Here is a 12,887-nt window from a genome sequence, read left to right on the forward strand (position 1 = left end):
CACTTTTTTTATTCCGATTTATCATTTGTATCTTTTCTTTTTTCAGATAAATTCATTTTTGGTATTGTGGAATGATCTATATACTCATCTGAAAACTCCGTAGCATACATATCATGACGTATAGATGCTTGACGTGATTTATCATCTGTATGTAAAACCAGTTTCTTCATATAAATATGAAAAAATATCTCTATGACACTAATAAGAAGAGCTGACCAAAATGAAGATGCTGTAATAATCCGATTTGGAGTTAAATCTGTAAGAAAATAAGTGAATATCCAGATTCCAAAAAAGTTTAAACCCAAATCAGTAATTGTAGCAACCGTGTTTCCATACTGGGATAAAACAAATAAATCTCCTATTAGATAGGATGCCCCTGTGATTATTAATGAAATAAATAACAGTCTGGGAGTCGAAATATTTTGAAATATACCGAATGTCACGAGTAGTACTGCACTAATAGCGGTATATTTAATTAATAAGGCAACAATATGCTTCATCGGTATTCCTCCACTTTCATGTAGCAATAAAATTTTTTTACTTTCAAACCCCTATGTTATATTGTGCTGATAATTTTTTTAAAAATACTGGAAGTTATAAACATAAACTGAATGCACGAATTGAATAAAAAACTGATTGTGCCTTCATAAAACACAACCAGCTCAGTCTTAAATATAATTTCCATAATAAGGAATAGCGATTTTGTCGAATTCCATTACTAAATGCTGCAAACTATCTTTAAGCTCCTCTCCAAACAAAGGAAGACCATGACCTGTTATTACAGCTGTAGGATTTAATTCCTGAAGTTTTTTTACTGAGTCCCAAGCCTTTTGCCAATTGGTAGTAAAATATCTAGGTGGTCCATTTATTTCTTTTTCTTGAGTTAAGACTTTATACAATGAGTCTTGCTTTACTGTAACGAATGCGTCTCCAGCAATTAGGAAGTGATCTGTATTTCGGAATAGAGAAATATGTCCAGGAGTATGCCCAGGGGTATGTATCCAGCGCCATTCAGGCATATGAGGAATGCTTCCATCTAAAGGTAACTCATGTATATGCTCACCTAAATTAATTCCTTCGTTTGGAAACCAAGGGGAGATTTTTGCTACAAGTCCTCCTTCTACGGATCCATCTGGTTCTGGATAATCTTTTTTGCCAGTTAAAAAGGGGATTTCTAATGTATGGGCATAAACGGGTACATTCCACTTTTTTACTAACTCAACTACAGAACCAACATGATCAAAATGACCATGTGATAATATTATTGCTTTTGGTTTTGTGCCCTTCCCGAATTTTTCCTCTGCAAATTCTATAATTAAATTTGTTGATTTTGGCATTCCTGTATCAATTAATATCCACTCATTTGTTTTTGAAGGATTTCCTACAAAACATACATTTACAATTTTTATACATAAACAATAGACATGAGGTGTAACTTCTATACTCTTTCCGCTAGTAAGAGAAGTTAAAGGTAATACTGTATTGTCAAAACTACTTTTTAATTCTTGATTTAATTTGTCTCCCATAAGAGATCCCCCCTTTGTACATTTTCTCTTTATTATGTGGACTTACTAAAAAAGTATAACTTTCCAAACGACTTTAATAATTTACTTTATATATTCGTGCAATATAAACATAGGCGTTGGGAATAGTAACTTTAGTATTAAAAATTAAAATTATGTTTTTGAAATGCAGCCCTTAAGGAGTGAATATATTACATATATGGATAAAAAAGAAAAATGGAGCTTATGGGCACTTTCATCTGTTCCTTTAGTTATGACACTTGGAAACTCCATGTTAATCCCGGTACTTCCATTAATTGAAAAGAAATTAGATATTAATGACTTTCAAGCTTCTCTTATCATTACTGTTTATTCTGTTGTCGCTATTATTTTAATTCCTATAGCGGGTTATTTATCCGATAAGTGGGGAAGAAAGAAAGTGATTATACCTAGTTTATTGATAGCAGCTATAGGGGGAGGGGTTACAGGTTGGGTATCATGGAAACTTGAAAATCCTTATACATGGATTTTAATAGGACGGATAATTCAAGGGATTGGCTCAGCTGGAGCAATGCCTGTTGTGATTCCTTGTGTCGGTGATATGTTTCAAGATGAAAAGCAAGTGAGTATTGGTTTAGGTCTAGTTGAAACATCAAATACATTAGGAAAGGTTTTAAGTCCGATTTTAGGCTCTTTACTAGCTTCATTTGTTTGGTTTCTTCCTTTTTGGTTCATCCCGGTTTTGTGTATAATATCCATTATTTTAATTTTCTTTTTTGTGAAGCCGCCTAAACAAAAACAAGAAGCTCCTCCATTACGTATCTTTCTTCAAAATGTGAAGTTGATTTTATGTGAGAAAGGACGCTGGCTTTTTCCAATTTTTTTACTTGGAGGCATTATTATGTTCATTTTGTTTGGTGTCCTTTTTTATTTATCCTCTATTTTAGAAAAGCGATATCATTTAGATGGCGTTTGGAAAGGCTTTGTACTAGCTATACCGTTAGCTTCACTTTCTCTTACTTCTTATATAACAGGAAAAAAGATTGGAGATAAGAAAACAATAATGAAGTGGTGTATAAGTATTGGCTTTTTTGCATTAGGAGTAACATTAATCATTCCAATATTTTTTAAAAATATTTACATCATTATAATGAGTCTTGTCATTAGTGGAATTGGGATTGGTGTTGCTCTTCCTAGCTTAGATGCTCTAGTAACAGAAGGAGTCCAGAAGGAACAGAGAGGGTCGATTACATCTCTTTATAGCTCGATGCGATTTGTAGGAGTAGCTGCAGGCCCTCCGTTGTTTGCAGTATTAATGAAAGGGCCGGATAATTATATATTTTATCTGTCAATTTTTTTAGCATTTATAGGAGCTTTATTATCTTTACTATGCATTAAACCGAAAAACGCTCAATAAAAATGCAAATTTAAACGTTGAACCAATCGGATTTTTATGGGCAGTTATCCCCCACCAAGCTTCATCGTTTCTCTTTCAATCTTGAGGTGGGGATTTTACTGTCCGTTAATGCGGGATAAAAGAAATAGAAGGTAAGTTATTAGAAGTTAGCGAAATTATTGAGGAGAAAGAATGGCGTAAATGGGGAGAGGATATAATGACATCCTTTTTAATTATTGTAGGCGCTGGTATCCTTGTGTTAATTAGCCTTATTCATATGTACTGGGCATGTGGTGGAACTTGGGGAAGTAAGGTTGTTCTTCCGATGAAAAAAGATAGCAGAGAATATGCTTTTGTTCCGCGGAAAATAGGGACTTTCTTAGTGGCACTTGCCATTCTATGTTTTGCTGTGATCCTATTAGCACAGAGTGGATACTTGTCTTTCTGGAATCCGAGTCGTTATACAAAATGGGGATGTATGGCTTTAGCTGGAATTTTCTTGTTACGTGCAGTTGGTGATAGGAAGTATGTCGGGATCTTTAAAAAGGTAAAGGAAACAAAATTTTCAGTGTATGATTCATGGTTATACAGTCCGCTTTGTTTGTATATTGCACTTTCTTTTGTAGTGGCAGTTTATAGTCATTAGTATACGGAAGGAAACCTTTCATCAATAAGGAGTTTCTATTTAAATTTATTTAATAGTTTGTATTTTTTGTATTTTCTCTCTTTACAATAATAATTTAGAGGAGTATATTATCAAACAAATAGCAAATTTTATAGCCGAATATCGCTTAATCCACTTAGGAGCGGGGGAACCAATTTTGTGCATTGTCACTTGGGGTGAATCCTTTTTAGGTAGGGCTACTCTCAAGGCCCGAATCCGACAGCTAACCTCGTCAGCGTTTTGAGAGGGGGGGACTTGTGTGTAAAAACACTAGGTGCAACCTAGTGTTTTCTTTTATTCTATTGATGGTAAAAATTTACAATTAACTACGTATGATAGAAAATAATTGTAGAGAAACAGAGGGGAGAAAAAGGATGAACTGGCTTACAAGTCTAATTACAATTTGTCTATTTGTAGTTATAGCAAAACCAATGGGAGATTACATATACAATGTGTTTCAGAAAAATGGACCATTCCAAAAGGTATTTGGTCCATTGGAAAAATTTTTGTTTAAAGTCGCAGGAATTAAAGGATATTGTCAAAGCTGGAAACACTATTTGTTTTGCTTAATCATAACAAACTTGTTTTTTATCCTTGTTGTGTATTCCATATTTCGATTACAGGGGATGTTGCCGTTAAATCCAAACCATGTTTCAGGAATGGAGCCGACATTAGCATTTCATACAGCTATCACGTTTATGACAAATGCGAATCTACAACATTATGGGGGCGAAAGTAGTTTATCTTATTTCTCTCAAATGGCTGGAGTAACGTTTATGATGTTTGCAGCACCTGCAACTTCAATGGCGATTGGTATTACGTTTGTTCGCGTCTTAGCAGGTAAAAAAATTGGTAACTTCTTTGTTGATTTTGCTCAATCTATTACAAGGGTGTTATTACCAATTTCATTTGTGACATCGCTAATTTTTCTAGCGCTAGGAACACCGCAAACACTGGATTCTACGATTATCGCAAAAGCGCTGGAAGGGGCGGAGCAGGCAATTCCTCGTGGACCAGTAGCGTCTTTACTTTCTATTAAAGAACTTGGAGATAATGGCGGAGGATTTTTCGGAACTGTTTCAGCACATCCTTTTGAAAATCCAAATATGATTAGTAATGTACTCCAGATGCTGCTGCAAATGTTAATTCCAATGGCATTTCCTTTTGTATACGGAAGAATGGTTGGTAATCGGAAACAAGGCCGGATGCTTTTTGTATCGATGTTCATTTTGTTTATTATTGGATTTTCTATACTTGCCATATCTGAATTGAAAGGGAATCCACTGTTAAATCAAATTGGTATAGACAGTTCTCAAGGAAATATGGAAGGGAAAGAAATGCGTCTTGGCGTGATATCTTCTGCTTTATATGCAACTGTTACAAGCGCTTCGGGAACAGGGGGTGTAAATACAACACATGATGCATATACCATTAGCTAGTAAAATGCAAAAAAAATAAAGCAGAAACGTCTTTAATATATGACGCTCTTGCTTTTAGGGAAAATAGGTAAGTAATCTTTACCATTGCAGAAGGTAATATTTTCTTCTACAATCAACTCATAACAATTCTTGGTTTGCGTTTAAAAAACGTAAATACAAAATGAGTTGTTTGCTAAGATGTTCTCTTTGAACTTCATCCAGGCCTGCGAAAACCGTTTGGAGTTCATCGAGAACATTTTCTAAGTGTTTTTCACTAGTTGTAGTTTTTCTACCCATCAATGTATCAACAGATACATCAAAAAAATTCGCGATGCGATTGAGCGAAGCTAAGTCAGGTTCATTAAAATTATTTTCAAGGTTATTGATCTGACTTCGACTTAATTGCACTTCCTCACCAAATTGAGATTGTGTTAGACCTAAGCTGTTTCTAAACTTTTTTAAATTTTCTCCAAAAGTGTTCATGCTTTCATTATAAATAAGGCAGTTTTTTTAAACTATATATGACAGGTAATTTGCCTGTTTTATTTTATTTGACATATAATTTTTCGTTTTTCTCTAAACGGCATAGAACAAACGTTCTTTATGTGATAAACTATTTTTGGAAATAGATCAGAGAATTTTGAAAAAACTTTCTCAATACTAAAATTGTTAAACGAGTAAAAATCTTCTAAATCTTTATGATAAAATAATTTTAACAATAAAAGGAACGAAAAAAAGACCCATATGAGCGTATTCAAGAGGATGGTTGGCAGACACACTCTTGAGCGTTCCCTAACCGTGCATAGGAAACATTTGCTACATACGAGTCACATCCAAGTATAACATAAAAGTTTAATACTCTCTTCTCGTATTTTGGTTTCTAAGTTGAGAAAGTGTTAGGGTGGTGTCCTGTTCAGAAAAGGGATGTGATTTTATGAATGAGTTAATGAAACGTATTAGAAAACAATCTGAAAGAAAAGAGTTAACATTTCCAGATATACAAAGAAAAACTGGAGTCGATCGAGTAGTGATTACAGATGCTGTTACAGGTAATACAGCTGAAATGAAATTTGATAATTTTTTACTTGTAGCTTCAGTACTTTTTGATGATATGGAAGAAAGAAGAGAAGTGTTAAATGAATTTATCATGCATTGTAAAAGCGATTTAAATATTAGGAAAGCACTATGCTATTGTCAAGGAATCGGTGAATACAAAGTTATAGACAAACTAATAGAAAAACATCAGAAAAATAAAAAGTTGAAGAAGTATTTTAAAATTTACAAGTTATATAATCTTAGGAATCAAAATGCAACTCGTGGGCAAGCAATGATTGATGAGATGGATAAAATAGCTTTTTCTAGTGATCCAGAAATTCAAGTTTTAACAAATATGTTATACAGCTTTTCTATGTATGATATTTTTAATTACCGTGCTATGCTCCCGTATTCAGATAAAGTAGAAAAAAATCTAAATGAAATAAACAAGGGATTTATAAAATCGTGTTTAGAAATGCACTATAATGACAGAATTGCATATATAAACCTTTTCAATGAGGATTTAAATGCATGCAGAGATAAGTGCAAAGAAATATTAAATTCAGCACTTGAGGCACCTGTTATTAAAGCCACAGCACTATGCTGCCTTGGAGAGAGCTACCTATTTACCGATGTGTTGAAAGCGGAAAAATACTTATTACAAAGCATCAAGTATTTAGTTGATAATGGAATTTTGAAAAGTAGTAGAAAATATAAATCTTTCCAGTCCACATTGGCTTTTTTATATATAGATAATGGTTTTAATTTAGATAAAATAGACTTTACTAGTATTGATATATCTGAGATTGCATATTACGAAGGTCTATATGGTGATAAAGAAAAAGCTTTGAAAATTTTTGAAGAATTAGCAAAAGAAAGAAAATTCGAATCGCCATTTATTTTGTACTATATTTCCAGAATTGACAATGATATACTGTTACTAAGACAAGCTTTAAAACGTTTTGAACGTGTTGGAAACTATCATTACGCTAATGCAGCCAAACGTGTATTAGCCTCAATGGAGGAGCGAGTAGGATGAAAAAGTTAAGTATTGTGGTATTAAGCATCATGAGTGCATTTACTTTTATTTTAGGTACAGGAACAGTAGATCAATCAAGCCAAGTTAAAGAGCCAGTACAATATATGTCAGTTGAACCTGGTGGTCATTAATATAAAAATTTAATAACAAAAAGGAAGACGTTGCTATTAATTAGCAGCGTCTTTCGTACTTTTTGGGGAATGTAGGATTTAGGTAGAGTGGCAAAAAATCGACACCTAATAATTACCAATTTATATGGGAGGAAATATACATGCTTAATCAAGGGGGAGCGGTACAAATGGGAAAAGAAGGCGTAAAACAACAAGTAAAGCAAATGATTGGGGAATTAGTAGATGATACAAAAGCAAGCTGTGATGTGAAATATATCATGGAGGAGCTGTATAAACAAAATCTAATGACGAAAGATGAGCTAGATCAAATTATGAATATTTTCCAAACAAAAAAGGAATAGCATTATGGCTAATCCTTTTTTTATTAGTTCAGTTTACGTTGCATAACAATTTGTAATAAAGCCATTACTTTTTCGGCTTCTTCTTCATTAAGTTCTCGTCCATCCCAGTTGAGTTTTCCATGTTCTAGTATATCCTTCACATCGAGATCAAGTCCGTTCGGATCTTCAGTTCTTCCTAAAATAAAATCTGTAGTAGAATTGAAAACATTTGCTAATCGGCAAAGAATCTCAAGATTAGGTTTTCTATAATCTGTTTCATATCCACCATATGTGGAATCAGATATTTCAACTTTTGCAGCTGTTTCTTGAATTGTCCATCCTCTTCTATTACGTAAGAACTTTAATCTTTCCCCGATACCCATACGCATATCCTCCTAGAATCTTTTATATTTTAAGGTATTTTACTTTTGAAAAATGACCTAATTGTGCGCTAATAATTTTGTTTTTCTTTGCTATAAATATAAGATAACACTAGTTTATATCAATGCACAATGAAAAAATACGCGAAGCGCGGAGGGGAATTTACAAATGTTTTTTAGAAAATGTATTTACATTTCCGCGTAACGCGGATATAATGAGAATTAATTAGAGATTACGGAGGTGCATCATGAGAAGAGATTGGCTTATAGAAATTAGAAAAAAGCACGGTCTAACGCAAGAAGATATAGCTAAAGTTGTGAAAACAAGCCCTTCACATTATGGTGATATTGAAACAGGAAGAAGAACTCCTAGACCACCATTAGCCATGCGTATAGCGGTGTTTTTGAGTTTTCCAGTTGAGTGGCTTTTCTTACCTTCATATCTGCATAACGCGGAAATATGGGTTTTAAAATTGGCTATGGATATGGATTTTCCACCAGAAGATATTTTTTTAAGTAAACTTCCGCGTTTCGCGGAAAAAGAGGTGGGAATCGAGTCAAAAGAAGATTGAATTTTTAATCATATGGAGGACCAAGATATGAAAAAAAAATCTTACCTGTACATCGGTGAAGAAACATATGGAAAGCGAAAAATTGAGGATGTATTTAAGGAAGTGTATGAACATTACCTTGGTGTGGAAGTTACGGTCAAACGAAAAACAGCTAAAGAACTAGAAGCACAAAAATAAGCAAATTAACATGATGGAGGAAAAAGTATGAAAGCAATGGTTTTACAAAAAGACGCTGAAAAGGCGAAAATACTAAAAGATTTCATCAAACATTGTGAAAAAATGCAAAAGGAAGCATTAAAACAACGTGATCCATTAGCATTTGGAATTTGGATTAAGGAATCTCGTCTTGCGAGAAGGGAACTTGCAGCTCTATACCGAGCAAAAGAACAGTATGATCGCGAACAACAAAGTATCCGTTTCATCGTTAGACATTTGCAAAAGCAAGGTATAAGGGCTGATGTTATTACAAGGGTTCACTATATTACATGAAAATAAAAGACCCCTGTTGCAGCAGGAGTCCATAAGAAAAAACAGATGTCATAAGTATACCACAGAAAGAAGGTAACGACATTGTCAGAAGTTAAATGGATAAAGCTATCAACGAGTATGTTTGAAGATGAAAAAATTCGTTTAATTGAAAGCATGCCTGAAGCTGATACCTTGTTGATTATATGGATTAGGTTACTAGCTCAAGCTGGTAAGACGAATGCAAGCGGATATATTTTTCTAAGTGAAAATATTCCATATACAGATGAAATGCTCTCAACTCTTTTTAATAGGCCTCTTTCAACTGTTAGACTAGCACTTAAAACGTTTAAACAGTTCGGAATGATTGAAATTACAGAAGATCAGTATATATGTATTTCTAATTGGGAGAAGCATCAGAACATAGATGGATTAGAAAAAATAAGAGAACAAAATAGAGTACGCAAACAAAAACAACGAGAACGTGAAAAACAATTGCTCTTGAATATGTCACGTGACGGTCACGAAAGAGTCACTCATGGTCACGAAACAGATATAGAAGAAGATAAAGAATTAGATATAGAAGAAGATAAAGATGAAGATTTAGAAAAAGAAAATAATTCATCTTCTGACGAATCTGAATCGGCAGCAAATCCATACAAAGAAATTATTGAGTATTTAAATCAAATGGCGAAAAAAAACTTCAACTATAAAGCAGAAAGCCATAGAAAGTTAATTAGAGCTAGATGCAATGAAGGTTATACAGTTGAGAATTTTAAAACAGTAATTGATAACAAGGTATTACAGTGGTTAGGGCAATTTGATCGAGATGGAAAACCGCTGGAACAATATTTAAGACCAAGTACATTATTTTCTCAAAAACATTTTGATAATTATTTAAATGAAACAGTTAATATAGCTCAAACCAATCAACAACAGTACGGAAATCACATAAATATACCTGGTTTTAAAGGGAATATGCCATTTTAGAGGGGTGAATAGCGATGCAAAAGATGCAGAAATCATTTGAAAAGATTGCAGCATTAGAGTTTGCAGACGAACATTGCCAAGAGCATACGTTTAGTAAGGGTGGACAGTTAATCGTAAAGCCAGTGCGGAAATTAATTGATAAAAATGACGGTTCGATCTATTGTCCAAGATGCAAAGTGGAGCAACAGGATTCAGTTTTATTCCAACAAGCAAATAATCATTACAAGAAAATTAATAGAGAAAGAAAGAAAAATATACTTTTTCAACGCAGTATTATCGAAAATCAATCTATTACAGAATCTAGGTTATCAACATACGAAACGAGTTGTGAAGAAACAAAAATGAATAAGAAAAAAGCACTAGCTATTATTGAGCGCATCAAAAAAGGTGAAACATTGAATGTTTATATCGCAGGCATTCAAGGCGTAGGAAAAAGTCATTTAGCTTATGCAATGTTATATGAACTTGTAAAACATTATTGGGCTGTTTCTGATGGTGAGACTCTTAATGATGAATATGCTTATAAGAAGATGAAAAGTTGTCTGTTCGTAGAGATAGAAAAACTAATTCGTCTAATACAAGACTCATTTCGCAATAAAGAGTCAAAATACACAATGGATTATTGCATTAGCTTAATGGTCGAAGCGGATTTTCTGGTAATTGATGATTTAGGTGCTGAAAGTGGATCTATGAATCGAAATGGAGAAGCAAGCGATTTTGTTCATAAAATACTTTATGGTGTTACAAATGGTCGACAAGGAGCAAATAAAACCACAATAACAACATCTAATTTAGCAAGCTTTCAACTATTTCAAAAATACGATCCAAAACTTGCAAGTCGATTGTTAAATGGCGTGTCAAAAGATGAAACGATTGTTTTTAAAACTACAACAGATAAAAGAATTGTGAATTTAGATATTGGTTTCTAATAAGGAGGAATAAACATGTGTGCATTATGTAATGATACAGGAATTATTCGTAAGGAAACTTATCCAGGTGTAATTGAAACAACTGGTTGTAATTGTGAAGTAGCAAGACAACAGCAAGCATCTTATCAAGAACGTTGGGAAGAATGGTTAGTACGTTTTGAGTCAATGAAGCAAGAAGTAAAACGGAAAAGACAACAAAAAGTTAGCTAACAAGGGGGAAATAATGATGAAAAATACAGGTATTGTAAGAAAAGTGGATGAGCTTGGTCGTGTGGTTATTCCAGTTGAAATACGCAGAACATTAGGTCTTGTTGAAGGGACTCCATTAGAAATACATGTTAATAATGAAGACATTATTTTAAGAAAACATGCGAAAGTTTGTCTAGTTACAGGACAAGCTTCTGATGAAAACGTTGACTTGTTGGATGGAAGAATCACTTTAAGCCCAGAAGGAGCAAAAGTATTAATGGATTTAATTATTGAAAAAACGAGGGAAAAGGGTGGTGAGTAAATGAAGCTCCAATACAATTTCAAACTTTATACAGTGTTTGAACATTGGCCGTGTGAAAAAATCATCACGGAGGAGACACAAGAAAACGCGAAATATGAATACTACAAACAATTTTCCCATCGATTTTGGGACATGCCTTATACACAATTTTTGAAATTTGTACGATGTGAAAATATTGGATTAGTTAATGTAGAACAATTATTCAGTAATGAAAAATCATTTCGTAGAATGTGCAAAAAAAGAAGAATTACGTTTGCGTATTTAGGGATGAGAGTACAAGTCTTGGGGCGTATGGGAACAATCATTGGCAATCACAATAATGATTTATCCATTGTATTCGATGGAGATACGCTCCCATACAGTTGTGATCCAAGATTCGAAATAGCGTATTTTGATAAAGATGGACAGATTATTAAGGACAATCGAAAAGGCGTTTATGCGGTTTGAAATTACTAATCTTATAGAGTAAGGAGAGTAGAATAAAATGGCGAAGCAATTAAACATTTTCGATGTGGAGCCGGAAATCATGCAGTTTGATATTAGTAAAGCAACTGTGAAAAGAGGAACTGGAAATATTACATACACTGATGTACGCGTGCAGATTCCTTCTGTTGCTAAGAGTACTGATGAATTACCTCGTACAACTAAACAAGATGATCGGTACGAAATTTTCGAGGAACATGCGATTGGAATATGGCGTTTCAATCGCGAGCATGACAGTTCTTTTAATTGGGAAGCAGCTGAAGAATTATGCAAGGCGGCAAGGGATCATAAGGAAACTATTCCATTAAGAATACATTTAGGAGAGGGATTTTGTCCTGTAAATGTTGTGGAATATCTGAAATAAATAAAGGGAGATGGGTGCGTGAAAGCTGAAATTGATGTTACAAAAAATCAAATTTACGTTGTAAAAGATGGTCGTGTTATTTCGGTAGAGCCACCAGTAAGTGGATACGGTGAGCAAGTTGCAGTATGGGTGAACGGAAAAGTTGATCGTGTCGATACTAAGTTTACTGAAAAAATAAAATAATTACCATTTTACAAAGGAGTGTACAGAATGACAACTCTAAAAATCCATGTTGCGTTAGAGCAAGTAAATTTTTTATGGGATGAAAGAGATGTAATTCGATTTCGTGAGATGTGGAACAGTGATATTAGTATCTTAGCAATTTCAAAGATATTGAAAAGAAAACAAATTGAGGTTGCTGTCTTAATTTTAGATCAAATAGATAAATATAAGATTCAGGGACGTGCTATTGGATTAGGTGAAATCGGTGAGGAAAGCATTAGGAATAAGAAAAAATATGAATTACCTCCTAATGTCTACATTGCTCTTGAAGAAGCGAACTTTATGTGGCCAGAAAAGGATATTACTCGCTTTAAGGAATTGTGGAAAAAGCGCTTTAGATTTGAGGATATAGCAATGAAATTAGGAAGGCATCAAATTGAATTGGCGATTCTCATATTAGATCAATTAGGTTTAGAAAACATGTTAGTCGGTGTAACAGAAACGGAAAAAAGGACAGCGTGATTGG

The 12,887-nt window shown here is 33.7% G+C and carries 21 protein-coding genes and 1 riboswitch; of the genes, 17 read left to right on the forward strand and 4 right to left on the reverse strand.

Annotation, left to right across the window (positions count from 1 at the left end):
* Positions 1 to 8: 8 nt before the first annotated feature.
* Together ACFQZ1_RS07810 and ACFQZ1_RS07815 are read right to left on the reverse strand one after the other, a co-directional pair.
* The gene (locus tag ACFQZ1_RS07810) at positions 9 to 500 is read right to left on the reverse strand and encodes a YndM family protein (RefSeq protein ID WP_377881560.1); all 492 of its coding nucleotides are present in this window, start codon (positions 498 to 500) and stop codon (positions 9 to 11) included.
* A gap of 168 nt (positions 501 to 668) precedes the next feature.
* Positions 669 to 1,526 carry an MBL fold metallo-hydrolase gene (locus tag ACFQZ1_RS07815; RefSeq protein ID WP_377881561.1) on the reverse strand — a complete coding sequence of 286 codons (858 nt, stop codon included), beginning with the start codon at positions 1,524 to 1,526 and terminating at the stop codon, positions 669 to 671.
* Between the two features lie 196 nt (positions 1,527 to 1,722).
* Between ACFQZ1_RS07815 and bcbE the strand changes: the two genes are divergently transcribed.
* From bcbE to kdpA, 3 genes are all read left to right on the forward strand, one after another.
* Positions 1,723 to 2,919, forward strand: coding sequence for a bacillibactin exporter BcbE (gene bcbE / locus ACFQZ1_RS07820; protein WP_377881562.1), 1,197 nt, complete (start codon positions 1,723 to 1,725; stop codon positions 2,917 to 2,919).
* Between the two features lie 196 nt (positions 2,920 to 3,115).
* The gene (locus tag ACFQZ1_RS07825; protein WP_377881563.1) at positions 3,116 to 3,544 is read left to right on the forward strand and encodes a DUF3995 domain-containing protein; all 429 of its coding nucleotides are present in this window, start codon (positions 3,116 to 3,118) and stop codon (positions 3,542 to 3,544) included.
* 132 nt (positions 3,545 to 3,676) lie between these two features.
* A riboswitch (cyclic di-AMP (ydaO/yuaA leader) is annotated at positions 3,677 to 3,816 on the forward strand.
* A 120-nt stretch (positions 3,817 to 3,936) separates the two neighbouring features.
* Positions 3,937 to 5,001 (forward strand): potassium-transporting ATPase subunit KdpA, encoded by a 1,065-nt coding sequence (gene kdpA, locus ACFQZ1_RS07830; protein WP_377881564.1) that lies wholly within the window; start codon positions 3,937 to 3,939, stop codon positions 4,999 to 5,001.
* A 117-nt stretch (positions 5,002 to 5,118) separates the two neighbouring features.
* Here kdpA and ACFQZ1_RS07835 read toward each other — a convergent pair whose 3' ends face one another.
* On the reverse strand, positions 5,119 to 5,463 hold the full coding sequence (locus tag ACFQZ1_RS07835; RefSeq protein WP_377881565.1) for a helix-turn-helix domain-containing protein: 345 nt from the start codon (positions 5,461 to 5,463) through the stop codon (positions 5,119 to 5,121).
* 451 nt (positions 5,464 to 5,914) lie between these two features.
* Between ACFQZ1_RS07835 and ACFQZ1_RS07840 the strand changes: the two genes are divergently transcribed.
* From ACFQZ1_RS07840 to ACFQZ1_RS07850, 3 genes are all read left to right on the forward strand, one after another.
* Complete coding sequence (locus tag ACFQZ1_RS07840) at positions 5,915 to 7,054, forward strand: AimR family lysis-lysogeny pheromone receptor (protein WP_377881566.1); 1,140 nt, start codon at positions 5,915 to 5,917, stop codon at positions 7,052 to 7,054.
* Positions 7,051 to 7,185 (forward strand): hypothetical protein, encoded by a 135-nt coding sequence (locus ACFQZ1_RS07845; RefSeq protein ID WP_377881567.1) that lies wholly within the window; start codon positions 7,051 to 7,053, stop codon positions 7,183 to 7,185. The genes ACFQZ1_RS07840 and ACFQZ1_RS07845 overlap by 4 nt, the downstream gene beginning before the upstream one ends.
* A gap of 140 nt (positions 7,186 to 7,325) precedes the next feature.
* On the forward strand, positions 7,326 to 7,526 hold the full coding sequence (locus ACFQZ1_RS07850; RefSeq protein WP_377881568.1) for a hypothetical protein: 201 nt from the start codon (positions 7,326 to 7,328) through the stop codon (positions 7,524 to 7,526).
* A 23-nt stretch (positions 7,527 to 7,549) separates the two neighbouring features.
* Here the strand turns inward: ACFQZ1_RS07850 and ACFQZ1_RS07855 are convergent, their stop codons facing one another.
* Positions 7,550 to 7,888 (reverse strand): helix-turn-helix domain-containing protein, encoded by a 339-nt coding sequence (locus tag ACFQZ1_RS07855; protein WP_377881569.1) that lies wholly within the window; start codon positions 7,886 to 7,888, stop codon positions 7,550 to 7,552.
* A 245-nt stretch (positions 7,889 to 8,133) separates the two neighbouring features.
* On the opposite strand from ACFQZ1_RS07855, the gene ACFQZ1_RS07860 reads away from it, so the two are divergent.
* From ACFQZ1_RS07860 to ACFQZ1_RS07910, 11 genes are all read left to right on the forward strand, one after another.
* Entirely contained in the window at positions 8,134 to 8,457 is a 324-nt protein-coding gene (locus tag ACFQZ1_RS07860) for a helix-turn-helix transcriptional regulator (RefSeq protein WP_377881570.1), read from the forward strand.
* A 27-nt stretch (positions 8,458 to 8,484) separates the two neighbouring features.
* Positions 8,485 to 8,634, forward strand: a complete 150-nt coding sequence (locus ACFQZ1_RS07865; protein WP_377881571.1) for a hypothetical protein — start codon at positions 8,485 to 8,487, stop codon at positions 8,632 to 8,634.
* A gap of 27 nt (positions 8,635 to 8,661) precedes the next feature.
* Positions 8,662 to 8,946, forward strand: a complete 285-nt coding sequence (locus ACFQZ1_RS07870) for a hypothetical protein (RefSeq protein ID WP_377881572.1) — start codon at positions 8,662 to 8,664, stop codon at positions 8,944 to 8,946.
* Positions 8,947 to 9,027: 81 nt separating this feature from the next.
* The gene (locus ACFQZ1_RS07875) at positions 9,028 to 9,912 is read left to right on the forward strand and encodes a phage replisome organizer N-terminal domain-containing protein (protein WP_377881573.1); all 885 of its coding nucleotides are present in this window, start codon (positions 9,028 to 9,030) and stop codon (positions 9,910 to 9,912) included.
* A 14-nt stretch (positions 9,913 to 9,926) separates the two neighbouring features.
* On the forward strand, positions 9,927 to 10,841 hold the full coding sequence (locus ACFQZ1_RS07880; protein ID WP_377881574.1) for a P-loop NTPase family protein: 915 nt from the start codon (positions 9,927 to 9,929) through the stop codon (positions 10,839 to 10,841).
* A 15-nt stretch (positions 10,842 to 10,856) separates the two neighbouring features.
* Positions 10,857 to 11,051 carry a hypothetical protein gene (locus ACFQZ1_RS07885; protein WP_377881575.1) on the forward strand — a complete coding sequence of 65 codons (195 nt, stop codon included), beginning with the start codon at positions 10,857 to 10,859 and terminating at the stop codon, positions 11,049 to 11,051.
* A gap of 16 nt (positions 11,052 to 11,067) precedes the next feature.
* Entirely contained in the window at positions 11,068 to 11,352 is a 285-nt protein-coding gene (locus ACFQZ1_RS07890; protein WP_377881576.1) for an AbrB/MazE/SpoVT family DNA-binding domain-containing protein, read from the forward strand.
* Positions 11,353 to 11,799, forward strand: coding sequence for an MFS transporter (locus ACFQZ1_RS07895; RefSeq protein WP_377881577.1), 447 nt, complete (start codon positions 11,353 to 11,355; stop codon positions 11,797 to 11,799).
* 37 nt (positions 11,800 to 11,836) lie between these two features.
* A complete protein-coding gene (locus ACFQZ1_RS07900) occupies positions 11,837 to 12,199 on the forward strand; it encodes a cell division protein SepF (RefSeq protein ID WP_377881578.1) in 363 nt (120 codons plus the stop codon).
* Between the two features lie 18 nt (positions 12,200 to 12,217).
* Positions 12,218 to 12,382, forward strand: coding sequence for a DUF3954 domain-containing protein (locus tag ACFQZ1_RS07905; RefSeq protein ID WP_377881579.1), 165 nt, complete (start codon positions 12,218 to 12,220; stop codon positions 12,380 to 12,382).
* A 27-nt stretch (positions 12,383 to 12,409) separates the two neighbouring features.
* Entirely contained in the window at positions 12,410 to 12,883 is a 474-nt protein-coding gene (locus ACFQZ1_RS07910) for a sugar ABC transporter substrate-binding protein (RefSeq protein ID WP_377881580.1), read from the forward strand.
* Positions 12,884 to 12,887: the final 4 nt, after the last annotated feature.

Origin of the sequence: Bacillus sp. CGMCC 1.60114, assembly GCF_042676365.1 — a bacterium.
GTDB lineage: Bacteria > Bacillota > Bacilli > Bacillales > Bacillaceae_G > Bacillus_A > Bacillus_A rhizoplanae_A.